The following is a 20,831-nucleotide window of genomic DNA, read 5'->3' as shown; positions in this document are numbered from 1 at the left end:
AATTAATCTTTCTTTTTAGGCTCTTCTAAGTAACCGTTAAAAATAATGGGTTGCTTATTGTTACTGGTGGCAGTTAAAGATGCATAACCTGTGGTTGTAATATTTAGGGTGAGCATATAGTTATCTCGCTTAACATCTTTAGTATTGATTTGAATGGTGTAATTACCTTTCTTATTCTTACTTTCCTTGTAGGTAAAGTTTTTAGAAGTAAATTTTATTCCACCTTCAGTGGGGTCAAACGGAGCGTTGAAAGCCCTTCCGTAGTAAGGTAAGTAGGCTACAACGCTATCTGGTGTTACTTTAAAGTCGTATTGAGAACCCGTCAGGTTAATAGTAGAGCCCCCCTGACCACCAGGAAGCATACTTAAAATTTTATTGACATCCGTATTAGACATAGGGATAGCTGTATTCGCCACAAAAGTATAAGCTTTATCTTTTACAATTCTTAATGTGGTTTCCTTATCTGTTTGTGCGAATGTTTGAGCTGCCAGGAAAAAGAGTGCTGCAGTCAAAATCGATTTTAATGGTTTCATAATCATGTGTTTTATTTAATAACAATTTATAGATGCCCAAAGCGGGTACATTCCATAAAAAGTACTTAGAACATAACCAGATATATAAATTTAACCATTTTAAAGGGAAATAAAAAGCAGTATCATTTTATTGACACTGCCTTACCCTTAAAAATATAAAACTATGCAGTTGCCGTTAATGTATTGCCTGTAATGGTAACGGGATAAACTTTTAATGCGCTGGTGGTTCCACCGTCATTAGGTTGAGCCAAAATGGTTCCGGAAGTGGTGTACCTGGCAGCATGTAAACTACACTGAATAAAATTATTGGCCTGGATAAAATTCAATGCCCCGCCCTGGTGAGGACAAACAGCTTGTGTGGCCGAAAAAGAGCCCGCTACATTTCCTGTTGCAGTGCGAATAATGAGAATTCCGCTAACCACTACTGATGTGCCCACGGCGAGAAGCTGACTGTTTAAATCAACGCTAGCAGTTGTTCCAGATGGAACACCGCCACCACCAGATGGTGGATTTGGCGCTTCTCCATCATCTTTTTTACCACATGCTGAAAAGCAAGCACCTGTACAAACTAGTGCCACCCCTAAGCCTAAGCTTTTAATAAATTCATTACGTTCCATAATTGTTTTTGTTAGTATATTTTAGATTGAATGTCTTTGTTTTTCGATTTGAACAAGGTGAAATTTCTGGAAATGGTAAAACCAAACCTTACTCCACCATGCTTCCATGATTTTTGGGTATCGGCTATAAAACTATTTTCGGTAATGTATTCAGCATTCATAAAATTGAGTGAGAATACGTGTCCGCCAGTTTCTATTTCCAGGCCTACGCCCAAAGGATTGTAGAATTTTTGTGTCAAGTCTGTTGGTCTGTTTAAGCCGTTTACCAATGTATAATCAGCCACAAATGAGAGTCTCTTTGTAATTTTCGCTCTACCTGCAAAGCCAATGCTGAATAAGCTTTCAGGATCTCTGCTTTCTATGGTATTCTTCCTGAGCAAAACGGAAGGGGCTACCTGGAAAGAAATTCTTTGCGTAATTTTTCTGGAAAATATGGGTTGTAAGAAATAGGATAATCTATTGCCATAACTCGCAAATTCAGTTGTGGTAAAGGGCTCTCGCGCAATCAAGCCCATTTGAGCCAGAACTGTAATATTTAAAGGTATATTTCCTGATTTGCCCCCGCCTTGTTCCAGAACCTTATATTTGATGAAGCCATTATAAAGCTCATCATGCTTGCTTCTTCCTATGCTTACCGTAAGTTTATCGGTGATACCATAGTCCAGGCCGATAAATAGATCGGAGGCCACATCTAAACCATAAAGGGTATGGGCACTACCAAATTCGCCGCCAATATCTCCAAAGTGGTGCCTGATTCGCAAATCGAGATCGTGCTTTTTCTGCGTTTCTGTAGAATGTGATAATACTATTCTGGTTGATTTAAAGGTGGGATTAAGTACTTTAACCTGGCTGGTATCTGTTATTGACTTTAAAAGGGAATCTGCAGATTGAGCAGAGACAACACTGGCAGTAAAAAGGCTTAAGCCGATAATTGTAGCGATTTTTAACATGGGATTAAGGTTTCGGGGTTAATGTTCCATTTACTTTTACCTGTATCACTTTAGCTATTTTAGTGAAAACGAGTGATGGAATTTTAATATCGTGATCTGCACAGGCCACTTCAAAACTGGCCATGATGGTGGCTGATCCATTTTTGATGGTGATTTTAGCGGGTATATTTCGGGTTTTACTTATACCATGAATGGTTAGGGTACCTTTAGCCACTGTATTGTACTCAGCGTCTTTCTGCCAGTTAATATTGGGATCTAAATTCCCTTTGAAATTTGCTGTAGGAAACTTATCGCTTTCAAGGTAATTTTCATTAAAATGCTCCTGCATGAGCCGCTTTTCGAACTCGAAGCTTTTAATGGGAACCTGAAATGCAAATTCGCCGGTTTTAGAGAGGAGTACAGCCGTTGTTTTTGTACTTGCTGCTTTAACATCTTCAATTGGCGTAGAAGAGAAGATTGCTGTTTTTACATTATTAGCAATGTAGTTTTGAGCCTTTGCGCCAATACAGTACATCAGGAGAAATACAACGGTGAGGAGGGCCAGAATTTGTGACTTTTTGATCATAACCAATACTTTCAAATCGAATCTTTATTGAATTCGGAATGATTACGGAGATGGATGAATAATGGTTGCCTGTGTTATAGATTTTTTAACACGGTCTTTTGATTCGTCACCCTGAATTTATTTCAGGGTCTTATCTTAAAGATGCTGAAACAAGTTCAGCAAGACGGGGTTTCGATTAGGGTCTCTTAGTGGATCCCCTGGCAAACTCGTCACCCTGAATTTATTTCAGGGTCTTACTATAAAGATGCTGAAACAAGTTCAGCAGGACGGGATTTCGATTGGGGTTTCTTAGTGAATCCCCTTGGTAAACTCGTCACCCTGAATTCATTTCAGGGTCTTATCTTAAAGATGCTGAAACAAGTTCAGCAAGACGGGATTTCGGTTAGGGTCTTACTCAAAGATGCTGAAACAAGTTCAGCAGGACGGGGTTTCGATTAGGCTTTTATTGAAAGATGCTGAAACAAGTTCAGCAAGACGGGATTTCGGTTTGGGTCTTATCTTAAAGATGCTGAAACAAGTTCAGCAGGACGAGATTTTAGATCGGATATATTAATATTTTTTATAAAACATTCGTCATTCCCGGGCAGGCGGGAATCTTAATATTTAGTTTACTTCGCATTCTGAGGAAAAGGAATGGAATAAAAAAAGCCGCCATAGTTTCCTGTGGCGGCTTGAGTATAATCATTTATTTCTAGTTGAAATCACTGGCTTGTAGGGCCGGATTTAACTTAATTTCTTTTATCGTGATGATGAGCTCCTGCGATCCCATTGGGGTTTGCATCGCCTGAATAATCTTGTGTGGAAATAAAACATCACCTACTTTTTTATAATCGCTAAAATCAAAAGTCTGGCTAATTTCAGTTCCCTGTTTTTTGGTAGTCGATTCTTCACGAATTAACAATCCCGATTTTACATCATAATATTGGGTTTTCTTTTGGCCACTTGCAGAAGTAACCAGAAGTTTATAGGCACTTGAGGTACCCACGGTTGTTACACCCGCTGATTCTAGTTTAGAGCCATCAGTAGCGTAATTTAACTGGTTGAAAAGACCTTTGTCAGCCTTAGCATCAGCAATATCTTCGGGGCTTAAATCTGCTTTCTTACCCATCTGCATCTGATAGCCTGTTGTTCCGTTAAAAACTTGTTTCATCACCGTTTGTGCACCCATGGTAGCTTCTGTGCTGCTTAAGTTTGGTGCAAGTTTCTTCATGGTCATTCCCAGCTTGTTTCCCTGAATTTCCAACTCTGCATTTTGCTGAATGGCAGTAACTTTTTTAAGTGCTGCTTCACCGCCAATGGCTTTAATGTAGTCGGAGATAATCACATTGGCTGATTTGGCAGCTGCCGAACTTGCTTCCTGCTTCACAGGGTTAGCAAAATTATCGAAAGCACGTACATTGAACCCTGCTTTTTTAAGTGCAGGAACAAAGGCTTCGGCTTTACCCACAACTACCACTCTTGTGTTATCATGGTTGAAATATTTCTTGGCTACGCGTAAGATGTCATCAGTAGTAACGGCATTAATTTTTTGAAGGTAGGTTCTGTAGAAATCCTTTGGTAAGCCGTTAATCAAAATATTGCTTGCGAAAGAAGCGGTTAAGGCAGGGTTTTCTAAATTCAAAGCGAAAGAACCATTGTAAAGATTTTTAGCACTTTGTAGCTCTTCAGCAGTAACCTTTACTGTTCTGATGGAATTAATTTCATTTAAAAACTCCACTACTGCACTATCTACTTTTTCGTTTCTAACAGCGGCATTGGCCGAAAACTTCGATTGAAATCTTCCAGAACCTGTGCTGGCGTATGCGCCATAGGTAAAGGCATGCTTTTCTCTTAAGTTGTTAAATAATCTGGATTCAGAACCACCGCCTAGAATCTGATTGGCCAATAAAGTAGCAAAATAATCGGGGCTGCTTAAAGGTAAGTCGATCAGGTTAACAACAGTAATTTCTGATTGTACCGCATTACTTACATCCACTACATCAATTTCGGTTTTGGCAGGATTAGCAACCTTAGTTAATACGGGTAGTGTTAAGGCGGTACCTTTCCAGTTGGCAAAAGCCTTTTCGGCAAGTGCCTTTGCATCAGCAGGCTTAATATCACCTACGAAGGTTAAATATCCTCTGGATGGTGTAACATATTTTTTATAAGCAGCCTTAACATCATCCAGCGTAATGCTGTTTACAGAAGCTTCGGTTGTAAACTCTCCCTGTGGATGATTTTTTCCATAAGCCAGTGCATTAACCACACGACCAGAAATGGCTTTTGCACTCTTCTCGTTAGATTTTAGTCCGGTTAAGGTTTGCGATTTTAGTTTATCAAAAGAGGCCTTAGGGAAAGCTGGTTGGCGAATGGCCTCGACCATTAGGGCAAAAGCCTGTGGGAAGTAGCGTGTTAGTGCCGATACGGAACCACCAGCTGCTGAAGCACCAACATCGGCACCCAATTGATCAACCGCCTCATCAAATTGTGCTTTGGTTTTGGTTGTAGTACCTTCATTGAGCATACCGCCCATTAAACTGATTACACCCGCCTTATTGCCTTCAAAAATAGGTCCTGCATCTATGCTATAGCTGGCAGAAACTTTAGGCAGTTTATGGTTTTCTACTACCAATACGGTAATGCCATTGGCTAGTTTGTAAATTACAGGATCGCCTATGGTAATTACTGGTGCCGGGCCTGGTTTAGGTTTATGACTACGATCTATGGTTTGAGCTGAGATACCTTGAGCGAATAAGGAAACTGCAGCGATAATAAATATTTTCTTCATGATTTTAATAATTGATATGAATAGCTAACAGTTTATTTTTTAGGTAAATAATATAATACCACACGTTGATTTTTGTTGAGGTATTTTTTAGCAACATCTCTTATTTCTTCTCGTGTAATTGATCTGATTACTTCTAACTGCTTGTTGATATCATTGGCATCCTTATGATGAAAAGTATAACCATTTGATAAGTTTTCGGCTACGCCAAGCATTTTACTATTGGCACTTACATAACTGTTTTCGAACTGATTTTGAAGTTTTTTATATTCGCTTTCGCTAATTAAATCGGTTTGTAAACGCGCAACTTCATCGTCAATATCTTTTAACAAATCATTTAATGGTGTATTCTTATTGGGTAGGGCAAGGGTAATGTAAGCTCCATAATCTTCCAGAGAATAATTAAATGCAGCTACCTGTAGGGCTGTTTTCTTTTCATCTACCATTTTAGTACTCAATCTCGAACTGCCACCACCAGATAATACGGAGCTGATCATGCCTAGAACTTTACTGTCGCGACTTTCCATTCCGGGTACCCTGTAGGCTGCAAAAATAGCTGGGATCTGAATATTGGCATCATAGGCAGTGTCGATAATCTCCTTGGTGATTTCTGGTAACTCGTATTTTTTACGCGTAATTGTTTCACCTTTTGGAACTTCACTAAAGTAAGATTTTACCAATGTTTTGGTTTTTTCTACATCAATATCACCTGCAATAGTGAGAACGGCATTATTTGGAACGTAATATTTTTTAAAGAAGGCAATAAACTCCTCTAGTTTTGCGGCATTTAAATGCTCCATAGAGCCAATTGGCTGCCAGCGATAAGGATGTCCATCAAACAAATGGCCGAAAATTTTCTCGGTAAACTTTCCATAAGGAGAGTTATCTATACGCATGCGTTTTTCCTCTTTTACAACCTCATTCTGTGTTTTAACACCTTCCTGATTAATTACCGGGTGTAACATACGCTCGCTTTCCAACCAAAGACCAAGTTCTAATTGGTTAGAGGGGAAAACCTCGTAATAGAATGTACGATCTTGTGTGGTATTGGCATTGTTTTGTCCGCCATTGCTACTTACCAACTTCATAAACTCTCCGCGCTTGATATTTTTTGAACCCTCAAAAAGCAGGTGTTCAAAAAAGTGGGCAAAACCAGTACGTTCAGTTTGCTCGTCTTTAGAACCTACATGGTACATTACGGATACGGCTACTACGGGAGCACTTTTGTCTTGATGCAAGATGACGTGAAGGCCATTGTCCAGATCATACTCTGTAAATTTAACCTGTTGTGCAGCTGCATTTAAAAACAGACTGGAAACAGCCAGAGCTGAGAGAATTGTTTTTTTCATTTGTTTATTTTTTAATGTATAGAACCGTTAAAGAACGAACTCTAAATAATTAAGTTAATTTGTAGATGGTTGTAGAGAATGATGCTGCTAAAATAGGAAATAACATAAAAAAAGCGAGACTAAGCTCGCTTTTTATCCTTATCTCCAGGCCTTGTATTGATTAATTAGTCCGTTGGTTGAACTATCGTGGCTCGAAACTTTCTCATTCCCCTCCAGTTCTGGTAAAATTTTCTTGGCCAATTGCTTGCCCAGTTCTACTCCCCACTGATCGAAACTGAAAATGTTCCAGATTACTCCCTGAACGAAGATCTTGTGCTCGTAGATGGCTACAAGACTTCCTAAGGTATATGGCGTAACTTTCTTCAATAGTATGGAGTTTGTAGGGCGGTTACCTTCAAAAACTTTAAATGGGGCTAATTTTTCAATTTCTTCGGCTGATTTACCTTCTTTCTTCAATTCTTCGGTTACTTCCTCTTCGGTTTTGCCGTTCATTAAGGCTTCTGTTTGTGCAAAGAAATTAGATAATAAAATTGGATGATGCTCGCCAAGCGGATTTAAACTTTGTGCCGGTGCGATGAAATCTGCAGGAATAATTCTGGTACCCTGGTGAATCAATTGATAAAAGGCATGCTGGCCGTTTGTTCCTGGCTCTCCCCAAATAATTGGGCCAGTTTCATAATCCACTTCATTTCCGTTTCTATCTACATGTTTACCGTTACTTTCCATATCTCCTTGTTGGAAATAGGCAGCAAAGCGGTGCATATATTGGTCGTAAGGCAAGATAACCTGCGTTTCGGCATTATAAAAATTAATATACCATATACCCAATAATCCTAAAATTACCGGAAGATTGTTCTCTAATTCTGCGGTTTTAAAATGATTATCTGTAGCATGTGCACCTGCTAATAATTGTTTAAAATTATCAAAGCCAATGCTCAGGGAGATGGATAAGCCAATAGCGCTCCATAAAGAGTAGCGGCCACCAACCCAATCCCAAAATTCGAACATATTTTCTGTATCGATACCAAATGCAGCCACATCTTTCGCGTTGGTAGAAAGTGCTGCGAAGTGTTTGGCAATATCACCTTCCTGACCACCATTTTCTAAGAACCAGGTACGTGCTGAGTGCGCATTGGTCATGGTTTCCTGAGTAGTAAAAGTTTTAGAAGCTACCAGGAATAAAGTGGTTTCGGCGTTCAAGCCCTTAAGGGTTTCAGCAATGTGCGTACCATCAATATTGGATACAAAATGAATGTTGAGGTGGTTTTTGTAATGCTTTAATGCTTCTGTAATCATTACAGGTCCTAAATCAGATCCTCCAATACCTATATTCACAATATCCGTGATGGTTTTGCCGGTATAGCCTTTCCAGTCGCCAGAAATAATGGCATTGCTGAACTTCTCCATTTTGGCTAAAACAGCATTCACATCAGGCATTACATCCTTACCATCTACTAAAATAGGGGTGTTGCTTAAGTTACGTAAAGCGATGTGTAGTACCGAACGGTTCTCGGTTTCATTAATTTTATCGCCATCGTACATGGCTTTAATGGCTTCGTCTAACTTACATTCGCGGGCAAGTTGCAGCAACAAAGCTAAAGTTTCATCACTGATTCTGTTTTTACTATAATCAAGTAAAATGTCTTCAAAAAAAACAGAAAATTTTTCAAAACGATCAGCATCTTCAGCAAAAAGATCCTTGATACTTTTTTGATTGATATCTATAAAATGATCGGCCAGATATTTATAAGCCTCCGTTTCAGTAAAATTAATTTTTGGTAACATAATCCTTTGAGTTTTTTGTAAAAGTAATAAAGCAAAATTTTAAAATTGTCTTTTTTATGTGCAAAAAGAATAAGAATTTTTTTTGTCAATTAAACAGTGTAACTTTAGTCATATCCCCTGTTAATACTAACCATCCTAATTAATTAAAAAATTAACATCATGTTAGAAAATTTAAATGAATTGGTACGTGAAAATGTACAGGATGCTGTTGTCAATAACAGCGAAATTCCAAACGAACAAAACGAAGCTGTAATTCAGGCCGCCTCCGGGTCTATCTTTGATAGTTTAAAAAATCAATTATCCTCAGGAAACATTGGTGGCTTGGCCGATATCTTTAACAGTGGAAATGCTGAAGGTACTGAGGTTGCGCAACAGGCAGCAGGTAGCTTTACTGATAAGCTGAGTGGCTTAGGCATTAATGCCGAAACGGCAAAGAAAATCGGAGCGAGCATTATTCCGGTTATTTTAGGAAAGCTTACCCAAAAAACTGCCGATCCAAATGATAGCTCCTTTAATATTAAAGATATATTAGGCAGCTTAGGTGGCGCTGATGGAAAATTAGACATGAATGATGTTATCGGAATGTTTAATGGGGGACAAAACCAGGCTGGTAGTGGTCAGGCATCGGGGGGTGGAATCCTTGACAAAATAAAAGGGATGTTCAATTAAGCAAGTGCTTTTTAGTAAGTATTTAGGCCGTACATTTATGTATGGCCATTTTTGCTTCAGGTAACGCTGAGTTGTTCATTAAAAACATTAAGGAGTTAAGGTAGTTAAGTTGAGGTTGCTGGGTTTTCTGGCTTTTAGCTTTGGGTTTGATGTTTTTTGCTCCACACAGTTCCACACTCCCGATTGCAACATTAAGGAGTTAAGGTAGTTAAGGTGAGGTTGTTTGGATTTTCTAGCTTTCAGCTTTGGGTTTGATGTTTTTTGCTCCATACAGTTCCACACTTCCGATTACAACATTAAGAAGTTAAGGTAGTTAAGTTGGTTGTTTGGATTTTCTAGCTTTCAGCTTTGGGTTTGATGTTTTTTGCTCCACACAGTTCCACACTCCCGATTCAACATTAAGGAGTTAAGGTAGTTAAGTTGGTTGTTTGGATTTTCTAGCTTTCAGCTTTGTGCTTTTGCTCCTTCAACATTTTCTCTTCTACTTTCCGTCTTCTACCTTCCACCGCAGCACCTTTCTGCTCTTTTCTGTAAATAAATCCTTTAAAATCTTTAGATTAGGGCATCCAAACCTAAATTATTCCTTTTTATGAAAAAACTTCCATTAGCCCTTTTGTCATTATTGGCGATCAATACTTATGCTCAGAAATCTGATTTGAGGGCCTCAGTATCCAGCAGAGCTGATGCGATAACGCAAAAAGTAATTAATTGGCGAAGAGATTTTCACGAACATCCCGAATTGGGCAATCTGGAGGTTAGAACTTCTGGAATTATCGCCAAACATTTGGAATCGTTGGGGATTAAAGTAACCACTGGTGTAGCTAAAACAGGTGTAGTCGGAATTTTAAAGGGCGGTAAACCGGGGCCTGTGGTAGCATTGCGTGCAGATATGGATGGTTTGCCTGTTACCGAAAGGGTAGATGTACCTTTTGCCTCGAAGGTAAAAACACAATATAACGGACAAGAAGTAGGGGTGATGCATGCTTGCGGTCACGATAGCCACATGGCAATATTGATGGGGGTTGCTGAAGTTTTAGCTGGTATGCAAAAAGATATTCCCGGTACGGTAAAATTTATCTTTCAACCTGCGGAGGAGGGGGTACCTGCAGGTGAGGAGGGTGGAGCAGCATTGATGGTAAAGGAAGGAGTACTCGAAAACCCTAAGGTGGAGGCGATTTTTGGCTTACACATCAATTCGCAAACTGAAGCTGGCGAGGTAACCTATCGCCCGGGTGGAACCATGGCAGCTGTTAATGATATGAAAATTACAGTTACCGGAAAACAGGCGCACGGGGCTTATCCCTGGAGTAGTATAGATCCGGTAGTGATTTCGTCACAAATCATCAATAACCTGCAAACTATTGTGAGCAGAAATTTAAATGTAACCGAAAATCCTGGGGTAGTAACCATAGGGGCCATTAATGGTGGAGTTAGATCAAACATCATCCCGGAAAAGGTAGAAATGTTAGGTACGGTAAGAAACTTCAGCAAGGAAGATGAGGCCATGTTTATTGAAAGAATTAAAACCATTGCCACTAAAACCGCAGAGGCTGGCGGAGCTGTAGCTGAAGTGAAAATTCCTTACAGCAACCATTATCCCGTAACTTTTAATGATATCGCGCTCACAGAAAAAATGTTACCGAGTATGCAGGCTACTGCTGGAAAAGATCATGTTAAGCTTAAGCCGCCGGTTACAGGTGCAGAAGACTTTTCATTTTTTCAGGAGAAGGTGCCAGGATTATTTGTCTTTTTAGGGGGTATGCCAAAGGGAAAAGATCCTTTAAAGGCACCATCACACCATACGCCAGATTTTTATTTGGATGAAAGCGGTTTCATTTTGGGTGTTAAGTTACTTTCCAATCTTACTTTGGACTATATGAACATGAAGAAATAAGCCCGCAAAACAGTCAATTTTCAGCTGCGAATAAAAGATTTCCATCCATCTGGTTATTTTCTATCTTTGTTACCTATGACCAAGGAACAAATACAGGATTTAAGGGACAGAGTAGAGGCCCTGAGGAGGCATCTTTGACGTCGAAGAGCTACTCTACGAAATTCGTGAAGAGGAAAAATTAACAATGGCTCCCGATTTCTGGGACGATCCGAAAAAAGCAGAAAAAATTCTAGCTGAAATCAGTGCTAAGAAGAAGTGGACAGATGGTTTTAATCAAACCAATAGTGCAGTAGAAGATGCTGCAGTTATGTTCGATTTTTTCCAGTCGGGCGATGCTGCGGAAGCAGAATTGCAAGAACAGTTCGATCTCAGTAAACAAGCCGTAGCAGATTTAGAGTTGAAAAATATGCTTCGTAACAAGGAAGACCAACTCTCGGCTGTGATGCAGATTACCGCTGGTGCAGGTGGTACGGAAAGTTGCGATTGGGCATATATGCTGATGCGGATGTACCTGATGTGGGGCGAAAAGAATGGATATAAAATTACAGAGCAGGATAGTCAGGAAGGTGATGTGGCTGGAATTAAGTCGGTTACACTACAGTTTGATGGTGAATTCTCTTACGGTTATTTAAAAGGAGAAAACGGCGTTCATCGTTTAGTGCGAATATCTCCTTTTGATTCTAATGCCCGTAGACATACTTCTTTTGCTTCTGTTTATGTTTATCCTTTAGTGGATGAGACGATTGAAATTGATATAAATCCTGCGGATATAGAGTTCGAAACCTTCAGGGCGGGCGGTGCAGGTGGACAGAACGTAAATAAGGTAGAAACTGCGGTTAGGCTTTATCATAAGCCATCGGGGATTATCATTAAAAATCAGGAATCGAGATCACAGCTACAGAATAAAGAAAATGCTATTCGTTTATTAAAATCTCAGCTTTATGAGGTAGAACAGCGTAAGCGTAATGAAGCCATTGCTGCAATTGAAGGATCGAAGAAGAAGATTGAGTGGGGGTCGCAAATCAGGAGTTATGTGTTAGATGACAGGCGGGTGAAAGATCACCGTACAAATTATCAAACATCTAACCCGGATGCAGTTTTAAATGGTGATATCAACGACTTTTTGAAAGCCTATTTAATGGAATTTTAAAATATAACTATGATCAAATCATCCTCCCTTTTTATTTTATTGATTATGATGGTAACAGGTGTAAGTGCCCAGGAGGTTATCCCTTTGTATGAAGGAACAGTTCCGGGGTCAAAACCTTCAGAAACATATACCGAAACATCCCAATTGGGTAAAGATGGTATTGCTAGAATTGGAAAGGTAACCACACCTACATTAACTGTATTTAAAGCTCCGGCAGATAAAGCGACGGGTACTGCCGTTATTATTTGCCCTGGTGGAGGTTATTCTATTTTAGCGATCGGGCATGAAGGTTTCGATGTAGCTAAAAGATTTAATGAAATAGGGGTAACGGCTTTCGTTTTGAAGTATCGATTGCCAAGCGATGAGATTATGGTTGATAAGGCCTATGCTTTATTACAGGATGGGCAACAAGCCATTTATCTGGTGAGGAAAAATGCAAAGGCATATGGTATCAAGCCCAATAAGGTAGGTGTTTTAGGATTTTCAGCCGGGGGGCATTTTGCTTCAACCCTGTTAGCACATTATGATGACGTAAAAATTGAGGGGGCCGGTAAAATTAAATTACGTCCTGATTTTGGCGTATTGGTGTATCCTGTTATCAGTTTTGAAGAATCGGTACACACCGGAACAATGAAGAATCTTTTAGGACCGAATCCAACAGATGCATTGAAACATTACTTCTCTGCCAATAAAAACGTGAGCACAAAAACACCACCGATATTTTTGGTTCATGCCAAGGATGATAAAACAGTTCCTGTTGCCAATAGTATTTTATTAAATGAAGCCTTAAAGCGTAATAAAGTTCATTCGGCAATTTATCTCTATGAAAACGGAGGACATGGTTTTGGGTTAAAGAACAAGACTTCTGATGTGGATTGGTTTAACTTGCTCACTGTATGGATGAAAAAAGAGAAATTTTAATATCTTTTGGGATATTCTAACCTCTCATCCAAAAAGTAATCCAACTAAAATCAAGTATTTGATGGTCGCATGTGGCTGTTATGCTTGTTACAGGCGACAAAATAAATCCTGAGTTATACCTGTAAAAAATATTATAAATGAAGGAGGTTATGGCTACCATGCCTCCTTTTTTCTATTTTCCCTGCGTATTTTTGTTCTGAATGGTATCGTGGATAACATCCAGTAAACCATTTGAGTAGAGATCATCATTCAGTTCCCAAAACATAATTCCATTCAGTTTTTGATCGATAACATATTTCGTTTTTAGGGATATAGATTTTGGATCATCAAAGGTTACTAAACTTTTACTATCAGTGTGATAAAGGTAAGGGGCCTTGGCCACATCGTCCCAGTAGTATTTGAAGCCATTTTCGGGAGAGAATTTATCCTTAAATTGCTTAAATGATACGCCGTAAGCAAATTTGGTTGGCTGGTAAAGGCCTTGATTGGCATCAGTAGAATTTGTGAAAACCCTTCCGTAAAATGCTGCTCCCAGGGCAATTTTATGGTTTGGCACACCATAAGCTTTTAAGGCTTTAATGGCATAATCTGTAGAAAGCTCTTGCTGAGGTGTTGAATAAAGTGGGGTATGGTGACCGCTGGTAGTGGCATAACCACTTACTAAATCATAGCTCATTAAATTTACCCGGTTCACCAAAGGTATTACCTCATCCCATTCAAAGCAAGAATCGATGCAGTTTTTAGTGCCGCCAGCCGCAAAGCTGATCTCTGTTTTTTTGCCCAGTTTCTTTCTCAGTTCTTTTATCAGCAGCGTAAAATTATGTTTGTCGTCTACAGTATATCTATGCCCGGGATATCCAACTACAGCCGGGTATTCCCAATCAATATCTATTCCATCGGCCTGCAAGAAATCTAATAACTCTTTAGTGGTTTTAGCAAAGGTTTTACGTCCGTCGTTTCTGCTGAATACTTCTGAGCAATTAGGACAGGCACTCCATCCGCCCATGGCAATCATTACCTTTAAATCAGGGTTTCGCTTTTTTAAGGAAACCATTTGCTTAATCAAAGCCGTATCTCTGGCAGAATTGATGTGCAAACTATCGCCCTTTAAATGGGCAAAACTATAAATGAGGTGACTGATTTTTTCGATGGGAAAACTATCAATTACGGTTTTATTGCCCGTGTAATAAGCAATTACATTCGGCTTAACGGTTTTTTGGGCTTTTACACCCGTGCTGATCAGGTTAATAATTAAGATAGAAGCGGCAAATACAATGGTGCTGAATGGGATGGTGAATTTTTTATGCACGGGTTTTAGTTTGAATGATTAGGCAATAATTTCCTGGAGTTGGGTGAGTTCGGCGACTTTTTCAGTAGCTCCTGCATTTTCATAAGCAGAAATTAAATTTCTAATCACCCTCCGAATAATGTCGGCATTGCTGCAAGGTCTGTAGTATTCTGGCAATGGTTCTAAATTGAGTTGACGAAGAAACTGGTCTACATCATGTTTTCCAAAAATATTTCCTCTATTAAAAGCGTTGATGTAGAAAAGTACGCCATATTCTGTACCATCTTGCTTGCTTTCGTCTATATAGCCTAAAATGAAATGTTGAGGTAAATTGATCCCATAAACAGGTAAATCGAGCTTTTGCGCTAAAGTAGAATAAATAATTGCCAGAGAAATCTGGTTTCCTTTCTTACTTTCTAAAACCTGGTTGAGGTAAGAGTTCTGCGGATCGTGATGGTTTTTAGTGTTTCCACCAAAGCCATACTGTTGGTACAGTACATGATTAATGAGCTTTACTTTTTCTACAGAGCTCATTTCATATTGGAGGCCTAACCAAATGTCTCTTTTAATTTCTTCAATCTGGTTAATTACCTTTTGCTCATCCAAATCTGGATATTGGTAGCGGTTAATGATTAAGGCCCCCTGAAGTAAATCAAAGGCACCACTTAAATACCATAAGTTTAGGTCTTCTTTAACTGTATTGAATTGTATCTGGTGTACAATATTTTCAATACGTTCTTGCAGCAATCCGTCAAATGATTGCTCCCAGGCCGTTTCTAAATAGTGAATAACTTCCCCGCCGTATTCTAACAGTTTCTTTTCTACATGGTGATACACTTCATCATCGGGATCATCCAGCAATTTAACCAAAGCACTTATCTCTGCGATATTTTCCATAAAAAATACATTCGTTTGCGGCGTTTAATTACTTTTGCAATAATATGCTACTTCAATTTATTACAGATTACTTAAAGCACCGTTTTACCGCTAAAAGCCGACACGGTACTCACTCGCCATTCGTGTATCAATTAGCTGATGAGGTAATTTACGATTTTAACGATAAATCTGAATATAAAAATATTGAATTGCAGCGAAAAAAACTTTTTAATGACGATTCAATTATCACGGTTACCGACTTAGGTGCGGGTTCTCATTTGAATAAGAATCGAACCAAGAAAGTAAGTCAGATTGCTAAAAATGCATTAAAAAGTCCGCGATTGGCCCAATTAATTTATCGGCTTTCTAAGCATACGAGCCCTAAAGTAGCGATAGAACTTGGTACTTGTTTGGGCATTACGAGTGCTTATCTTTCTAAGGCAAATCCTGAGGCAGAGATTATTACGATTGAGGGTTGCCCCCAAACTGCTGGAGTAGCTAAAAAGAACTTTAATGAACTCGATTTAGCTAATATTGAACTTCATGTGGGTAATTTTGATCTGATCTTACCTGATATTATTGAGAAACAATCTACACTGGATTTCGTGTATATAGATGGTAATCACCGCAAAGATGCTACATTAAATTATTTTAAATGGTGCCTGCCAAAGGTAACCGAAAATTCATTGCTCATTTTTGACGATATTTATTGGAGCGAGGGAATGAAAGAGGCCTGGGAAGAAATCAAGAACCATCCGGATGTTACCGTAACCGTAGATTTATTTTGGATTGGACTGGTGTATTTTAGAAAAGGACAAGCCAAAGAGCACTTTAAGCTAAAATTTTAAATAAATGAATGCTGAACCGAAATTGAAGGGAATCCAAAAGCGATCTGCACTGTTTATACTGCTGATTAGTTTTATAATAGGGATTACCTTTTACTTTGTTTCGCTACTGATCAAAATGGGGACGTTAACCCATATCATGTTCGGTTGGGATATTTTCTGTTTGGTGCTGATTAGTCTTCACTGGTATATGTTTTTTCATACCTCGGCAGATGAAACCCATTTGAAGGCCAAAATGCAGGATGAAACCCGGGGAGAGATTTTTGCCATAGTACTGGTTTCTACTTTTGCAGGCTTACTGGCTGTAATTTTACTCCTGGTTAATAAGGAAGTAGAGCCGATAGATTTAATTACAGCTATATCAGGTATGTTTTTGTCGTGGTTTTTAGTTCACACAACTTTTAGTATGCGTTATGCCCATCTTTATTACGCAAATCATAAAAAGGGCGATTCAGGTAAACATGGATCGGGTTTAGATTTTCCGGGAGATGACAAACCTGATTTCATTGATTTTGCTTATTTCTCCTTTGTTTTGGGGATGACCTTTCAGGTTTCTGATGTCGAAATCTCTAACAGGCAAATCAGGAGACTTTCTCTTTTACACAGTCTCATCGCCTTTATATTCAATACCGTAATTGTGGCATTAACCATTAATGCACTTGCGGGCTTGAGTAAGTAATCGTTAAAAAGCTTCTGCAAAACTGATGTAGAACCCGCTCTGCCTTTTTTCATTTGGCTTTTTCTCGCCTATACCATAATCTAAACGGGCACTAAGTCCTTTCGCAGGATCGAAAAAGTAACGTAATCCTCCTCCATAGTTGGGTTTAAATGCATTGGCCTTAAAGTCTGAACTGCCCCATACTGTTCCCGTACCTGCAAAAAGTACCGCACCAAAACGGTTATTGTAACGGTAGCGAAGCTCGGTTTGCATGGCTAAAAGATTTTTGTCGCGGTAACGGCCAGTGTAATACCCCCGCATCATCTCATCATTCCCAAGTTGGGGAAGGAGATAAAAAGGTGTATTATCACTTAAAATAGTGTTGTAAATTCCTTGTGCACCCAATACGAATTTATTCCCTACTTTCCAGAAATTACGGATGTTCACTTTTACCTGGCTGCCATTAAAATTATCTCCACCAAAAAAATCTGGTGCATATTGATAGGTTACCCTGCCAAAGAAACCTTTTGTAGGATAGTTATTAGAATTACGGGTATCGTAACTTTGAGAAACACCCACAAATAATGCCTTGCCACCTGGTTTACCTAAAATTTGTGGATCTTTTGCAAAAACGCCATCTTCAATTTTATCATCAAAGCTGTAATTTTCGAAACCCAGGGAAACCCCGGTATAAGCATATTTGATAAAAGTCTTCTCTACATCGAACTGGAATTTTAATTGTTGCTGTACGAGATCATCCTCATTAACACTTTGAGTATTATTTCCTAAGCCATAGAAGTTGAAGGGCTGTCTTTTAAACCTGATTTCACCTAGTATATGGTAAAGATTGCCCTTGGTCCAGGCATCACCTCTTAAGGCAACACTATAAGTTTTTTTAGTAGAATAGGTGGCATTACCAAAAAAGTTAGAACTGCGGTTAGTGGTGTCCTTTCTGTCCATATAAAAGGAATACAACACCCCAACCCCGAATTCAAAACCGGTTTCCTGTGCATAACCCAAAGCAGGGATAGGCATTAAGCTGGCCTTCCGGGTAGTATCTTTAGTATTGGATAACATTTTCCTAATCAGTTTCATCTGAGCCATTGTTGGTAAGGTGAAGCAAAATAAGGATAGCAAAACAAGCGTTCGTTTCATGTGGCAAAGAAAAGGAATTTAGCTGAAAGGTAAGCTGGTATGTTTAGTATTATTATTGTGGAATGGTTGGATCTTGTCCATGGTCCGTGAGATTTTGTCCATGGTCCGTGAGTCACGGACCATGGGTTTTAGCATTGACTATAGGCGATACTAAACAATTAAACAGTTAGACAATTAAACAATTAAACAACAGTTAAAAAAAAACCGCTATTTTTGCCGCAAAATAATACAAAACGAAATGAGCAATACAAGAGGACCAATATCTCAGTTTATGGAGCGCAATTATCTCCATTTTAATGCTGCGGCAATGATGGATGCAGCTAAAGGGTATGAAACACATTTGGACGAAGGTGGAAAAATGATGATCACCTTAGCTGGCGCGATGAGTACTGCAGAGTTGGGAATTTCCCTTGCAGAGATGATTCGTCAAGATAAAGTAGCTATTATTTCTTGTACTGGAGCCAACCTGGAAGAAGATATTATGAACCTGGTTGCGCACTCTCATTATAAACGCGTGCCTAACTACCGCGATTTAAGTCCGCAAGACGAGTGGGACCTTTTAGAAAACCACTACAACCGTGTTACAGATACCTGTATTCCGGAAGAAGAAGCTTTCCGTCGTTTGCAAAAACATATTCATAAAATCTGGAAAGATGCAGATAACAGCGGAGAAAGATATTTTCCACATGAATTTATGTACAAAATGCTGTTAAGCGGCGATTTGGAACAATATTATGAAATTGATCCTAAAAACTCCTGGATGCTTGCAGCTGCAGAAAAGAACTTGCCAATTGTTGTTCCGGGATGGGAAGATTCTACCATGGGAAATATTTTCGCTTCTTATGTGATGAAAGGAGAGCTTAAAGCTACGACCATGAAAAGCGGTATTGAGTATATGGGCTGGTTGGCCGATTGGTATATTGCCAACAGCGAAGGTAAAGGAATTGGCTTCTTCCAAATTGGTGGAGGTATTGCCGGCGACTTTCCAATCTGTGTAGTTCCTATGCTTTATCAGGATATGGAAATGGAAAATATTCCTTTCTGGAGCTATTTCTGTCAGATCTCTGATTCTACTACTTCATACGGTTCTTATTCTGGCGCTGTGCCGAATGAAAAAATTACCTGGGGTAAGTTAGATATCCATACGCCTAAGTTTATTGTAGAAAGTGATGCAACCATTGTTGCGCCTTTAATGTTTGCCTGGATATTAAAACAATAATTAATTATTTGTTCAAAACCAAATTGGTTTTGAGGATGCCCATTCAAGATGAACTTCGAAAATGGGCATTTTTATTGGCTGAATAGCTTGAAATGGCATTTGTTTAGAATGATTATAAATTGTATTTCAAGTCACTATTATGTCATGGGATTTATTAATAAGTTATACTTTTGTTCAAGTTTTGAAAGGGCTATTGTATCCCGATCATTCATTTCACAACAAAAAATAAATTAAATAAGTATAAAGTGTTCATTATGAGAGATATCTCGATGATTTTAAAAAGCGTTTGGAAGTCGTTATTCGTGTTTTCAGCAATTTCCGTACTGGCGGTTTCTACCGTAAATGCGCAAGATGCTAAAGAAGGGAGGACGCTTTTCAAAGCTAAATGTTCTTCATGCCATGCCTTAGATGCTAAATTGATCGGTCCTGCGTTGACAGGAGTATCGGATAGACATTCGGAGGAGTGGTTATTGAAGTGGATTCCAAATTCGCAAGCGTTAATCGCTTCAGGCGATGCTGCAGCTGTTAAAGTTTTCAACGAAAACAATAAAGTTGCCATGACTTCATTCCCTGAGTTGGATGAGGCAAAAGTAAAAAGCATTTTAGCATACATTAAAGAAGGCGAGCCAAAACCTGCTGCTGGAACTGGTGCTGTAGCTGTAAAAGATGAAACTACTTCAGGTTTATCTATCGCAGGTATCGTAGCTATCGTAGCTGTTGCTATTGTGATCTTGGTGGTGTTAGGTCGCGCTTCTAAATTACTAGAACGTTTAATCCTACAAAAACAAGGTATCGAGATTGAAGAGGATGTGCCATTAAAGGTAGGTATCCGTAAGATGTTCAAGAACAAGAAATTTGTGATGTTCTTCATTTTATGTTTAATTATCTGTTTAGGTTCATTCGGATGGATGGGTATGTGGAATACTGGTGTTCATACCGGTTACCAGCCAGTTCAGCCGATTAAATTTTCTCACGAGTTACACGCTGGTATCAATCAAATCGATTGTCAGTATTGTCACAACGGAGCGTTTAAATCTAAAAATGCTACTATTCCATCATTAAACGTTTGTATGAACTGTCACAAAGCGGTACAGGCAAGAGATAAATATGATGGTGAGATTTCTCCTGAGATCAAGAAAATTTACAATGCTTTAGGTTACGATCCTGAGACTCAGAAATATGACGACAGCAAAGCTAAGCCAATGGAGTGGGTACGTGTACACAATCTACCTGATTTCGCTTACTTCAACCACTCTCAACACGTAGTAGTTGCTGAAGATGCTATCCGTAAAGCTAAAGGATTACAGCCAACTGAACCAGTATGTTTCGCTTGTCATGGTCCGGTTAATACAATGGAAGAGATTTATCAATACTCTCCACTTACCATGAAATGGTGTATCAACTGCCACAAGGAAACTGATATTTCTGGCCAGAAAAACAATGCTTTCTACGCTAAAGTTATCGAAGCGCATGAGAAGATTAAAAAAGGCGAGAAAATTACACCAGCGTTATTGGGTGGTTTAGAGTGTGGTAAATGCCACTATTAATAGATTAGAGTTTAGTAAGAACGTTCGAATAAACAGTAATATAGCT

General features: G+C 39.0%; 18 protein-coding genes. 8 read left to right on the top strand and 10 right to left on the bottom strand.

Annotation, left to right across the window (positions count from 1 at the left end; translation table 11 throughout):
- Positions 1 to 2 precede the first annotated feature (2 nt).
- From BMX11_RS04540 to pgi, 7 genes are all read right to left on the bottom strand, one after another.
- Entirely contained in the window at positions 3 to 533 is a 531-nt protein-coding gene (locus BMX11_RS04540; RefSeq protein ID WP_090882140.1) for a DUF4251 domain-containing protein, read from the bottom strand.
- A gap of 161 nt (positions 534 to 694) precedes the next feature.
- On the bottom strand, positions 695 to 1,150 hold the full coding sequence (locus tag BMX11_RS04535; protein ID WP_090881893.1) for a QcrA and Rieske domain-containing protein: 456 nt from the start codon (positions 1,148 to 1,150) through the stop codon (positions 695 to 697).
- Positions 1,151 to 1,161: 11 nt separating this feature from the next.
- Positions 1,162 to 2,100, bottom strand: a complete 939-nt coding sequence (locus tag BMX11_RS04530; RefSeq protein ID WP_217643805.1) for a DUF5777 family beta-barrel protein — start codon at positions 2,098 to 2,100, stop codon at positions 1,162 to 1,164.
- 4 nt (positions 2,101 to 2,104) lie between these two features.
- Positions 2,105 to 2,665: a YceI family protein gene (locus tag BMX11_RS04525; RefSeq protein WP_090881891.1), complete on the bottom strand. Its 561-nt coding sequence runs from the start codon at positions 2,663 to 2,665 to the stop codon at positions 2,105 to 2,107.
- 691 nt (positions 2,666 to 3,356) lie between these two features.
- A complete protein-coding gene (locus tag BMX11_RS04520; RefSeq protein WP_090881889.1) occupies positions 3,357 to 5,432 on the bottom strand; it encodes an insulinase family protein in 2,076 nt (691 codons plus the stop codon).
- A gap of 32 nt (positions 5,433 to 5,464) precedes the next feature.
- Positions 5,465 to 6,778, bottom strand: coding sequence for a M16 family metallopeptidase (locus tag BMX11_RS04515; protein WP_090881887.1), 1,314 nt, complete (start codon positions 6,776 to 6,778; stop codon positions 5,465 to 5,467).
- Between the two features lie 138 nt (positions 6,779 to 6,916).
- Positions 6,917 to 8,563, bottom strand: a complete 1,647-nt coding sequence (pgi, locus tag BMX11_RS04510; protein WP_090881885.1) for a glucose-6-phosphate isomerase — start codon at positions 8,561 to 8,563, stop codon at positions 6,917 to 6,919.
- A gap of 159 nt (positions 8,564 to 8,722) precedes the next feature.
- Here pgi and BMX11_RS04505 point away from each other — a divergent pair, with 159 nt between their 5' ends.
- From BMX11_RS04505 to BMX11_RS04485, 4 genes are all read left to right on the top strand, one after another.
- Complete coding sequence (locus BMX11_RS04505) at positions 8,723 to 9,232, top strand: hypothetical protein (RefSeq protein WP_090881883.1); 510 nt, start codon at positions 8,723 to 8,725, stop codon at positions 9,230 to 9,232.
- A 589-nt stretch (positions 9,233 to 9,821) separates the two neighbouring features.
- On the top strand, positions 9,822 to 11,126 hold the full coding sequence (locus tag BMX11_RS04495; protein WP_090881879.1) for an amidohydrolase: 1,305 nt from the start codon (positions 9,822 to 9,824) through the stop codon (positions 11,124 to 11,126).
- Positions 11,127 to 11,201: 75 nt separating this feature from the next.
- Positions 11,202 to 12,276 (top strand): peptide chain release factor 2 gene (prfB, locus tag BMX11_RS04490; protein WP_139180126.1). Its coding sequence is split into 2 segments (ribosomal slippage): positions 11,202 to 11,261 and positions 11,263 to 12,276, totalling 1,074 coding nucleotides; the frame shifts between segments, so codons are not numbered across the junction.
- 9 nt (positions 12,277 to 12,285) lie between these two features.
- On the top strand, positions 12,286 to 13,197 hold the full coding sequence (locus tag BMX11_RS04485) for an alpha/beta hydrolase (RefSeq protein ID WP_090881877.1): 912 nt from the start codon (positions 12,286 to 12,288) through the stop codon (positions 13,195 to 13,197).
- 172 nt (positions 13,198 to 13,369) lie between these two features.
- Here the strand turns inward: BMX11_RS04485 and BMX11_RS04480 are convergent, their stop codons facing one another.
- The gene (locus BMX11_RS04480) at positions 13,370 to 14,506 is read right to left on the bottom strand and encodes a glycoside hydrolase family 18 protein (RefSeq protein ID WP_090881875.1); all 1,137 of its coding nucleotides are present in this window, start codon (positions 14,504 to 14,506) and stop codon (positions 13,370 to 13,372) included.
- Between the two features lie 18 nt (positions 14,507 to 14,524).
- Positions 14,525 to 15,382, bottom strand: coding sequence for a transglutaminase-like domain-containing protein (locus BMX11_RS04475; protein WP_090881872.1), 858 nt, complete (start codon positions 15,380 to 15,382; stop codon positions 14,525 to 14,527).
- A gap of 44 nt (positions 15,383 to 15,426) precedes the next feature.
- Here BMX11_RS04475 and BMX11_RS04470 point away from each other — a divergent pair, with 44 nt between their 5' ends.
- A complete protein-coding gene (locus BMX11_RS04470) occupies positions 15,427 to 16,209 on the top strand; it encodes an O-methyltransferase (protein WP_090881870.1) in 783 nt (260 codons plus the stop codon).
- A gap of 4 nt (positions 16,210 to 16,213) precedes the next feature.
- Positions 16,214 to 16,885, top strand: coding sequence for a DUF1345 domain-containing protein (locus tag BMX11_RS04465; RefSeq protein ID WP_090881868.1), 672 nt, complete (start codon positions 16,214 to 16,216; stop codon positions 16,883 to 16,885).
- A gap of 3 nt (positions 16,886 to 16,888) precedes the next feature.
- Here BMX11_RS04465 and BMX11_RS04460 read toward each other — a convergent pair whose 3' ends face one another.
- Positions 16,889 to 17,959 (bottom strand): BamA/TamA family outer membrane protein, encoded by a 1,071-nt coding sequence (locus BMX11_RS04460; RefSeq protein ID WP_245738579.1) that lies wholly within the window; start codon positions 17,957 to 17,959, stop codon positions 16,889 to 16,891.
- Between the two features lie 298 nt (positions 17,960 to 18,257).
- Here BMX11_RS04460 and BMX11_RS04455 point away from each other — a divergent pair, with 298 nt between their 5' ends.
- Positions 18,258 to 19,238: a deoxyhypusine synthase family protein gene (locus tag BMX11_RS04455; protein WP_090881864.1), complete on the top strand. Its 981-nt coding sequence runs from the start codon at positions 18,258 to 18,260 to the stop codon at positions 19,236 to 19,238.
- 254 nt (positions 19,239 to 19,492) lie between these two features.
- Positions 19,493 to 20,785, top strand: a complete 1,293-nt coding sequence (locus BMX11_RS04450) for a c-type cytochrome (RefSeq protein ID WP_090881862.1) — start codon at positions 19,493 to 19,495, stop codon at positions 20,783 to 20,785.
- The last annotated feature ends 46 nt before the right edge of the window (positions 20,786 to 20,831 follow it).

It is taken from the genome of Pedobacter rhizosphaerae (genome assembly GCF_900111155.1).
GTDB classification, from domain to species: Bacteria; Bacteroidota; Bacteroidia; order Sphingobacteriales; family Sphingobacteriaceae; genus Pedobacter; species Pedobacter rhizosphaerae.
The sequence above is the reverse complement of the archived record's forward strand: the minus strand, read 5'-3'. Positions and strand labels throughout refer to the sequence as shown.

Bases quoted from the DNA above. Each gene is read 5' to 3' on its own strand.
- BMX11_RS04465 (WP_090881868.1), top strand. From the start codon at position 16,214: ATGAATGCTGAACCGAAATTGAAGGGAATCCAAAAGCGATCTGCACTG.
- BMX11_RS04455 (WP_090881864.1), top strand. From the start codon at position 18,258: ATGAGCAATACAAGAGGACCAATATCTCAGTTTATGGAGCGCAATTAT.
- BMX11_RS04530 (WP_217643805.1), bottom strand. From the start codon at position 2,100: ATGTTAAAAATCGCTACAATTATCGGCTTAAGCCTTTTTACTGCCAGT.
- BMX11_RS04485 (WP_090881877.1), top strand. From the start codon at position 12,286: ATGATCAAATCATCCTCCCTTTTTATTTTATTGATTATGATGGTAACA.
- BMX11_RS04460 (WP_245738579.1), bottom strand. From the start codon at position 17,959: ATGAAACTGATTAGGAAAATGTTATCCAATACTAAAGATACTACCCGG.
- BMX11_RS04535 (WP_090881893.1), bottom strand. From the start codon at position 1,150: ATGGAACGTAATGAATTTATTAAAAGCTTAGGCTTAGGGGTGGCACTA.
- pgi (WP_090881885.1), bottom strand. From the start codon at position 8,563: ATGTTACCAAAAATTAATTTTACTGAAACGGAGGCTTATAAATATCTG.
- BMX11_RS04520 (WP_090881889.1), bottom strand. From the start codon at position 5,432: ATGAAGAAAATATTTATTATCGCTGCAGTTTCCTTATTCGCTCAAGGT.
- BMX11_RS04495 (WP_090881879.1), top strand. From the start codon at position 9,822: ATGAAAAAACTTCCATTAGCCCTTTTGTCATTATTGGCGATCAATACT.
- BMX11_RS04515 (WP_090881887.1), bottom strand. From the start codon at position 6,778: ATGAAAAAAACAATTCTCTCAGCTCTGGCTGTTTCCAGTCTGTTTTTA.
- BMX11_RS04525 (WP_090881891.1), bottom strand. From the start codon at position 2,665: ATGATCAAAAAGTCACAAATTCTGGCCCTCCTCACCGTTGTATTTCTC.
- BMX11_RS04475 (WP_090881872.1), bottom strand. From the start codon at position 15,382: ATGGAAAATATCGCAGAGATAAGTGCTTTGGTTAAATTGCTGGATGAT.
- BMX11_RS04540 (WP_090882140.1), bottom strand. From the start codon at position 533: ATGAAACCATTAAAATCGATTTTGACTGCAGCACTCTTTTTCCTGGCA.
- BMX11_RS04505 (WP_090881883.1), top strand. From the start codon at position 8,723: ATGTTAGAAAATTTAAATGAATTGGTACGTGAAAATGTACAGGATGCT.
- BMX11_RS04470 (WP_090881870.1), top strand. From the start codon at position 15,427: ATGCTACTTCAATTTATTACAGATTACTTAAAGCACCGTTTTACCGCT.
- BMX11_RS04450 (WP_090881862.1), top strand. From the start codon at position 19,493: ATGAGAGATATCTCGATGATTTTAAAAAGCGTTTGGAAGTCGTTATTC.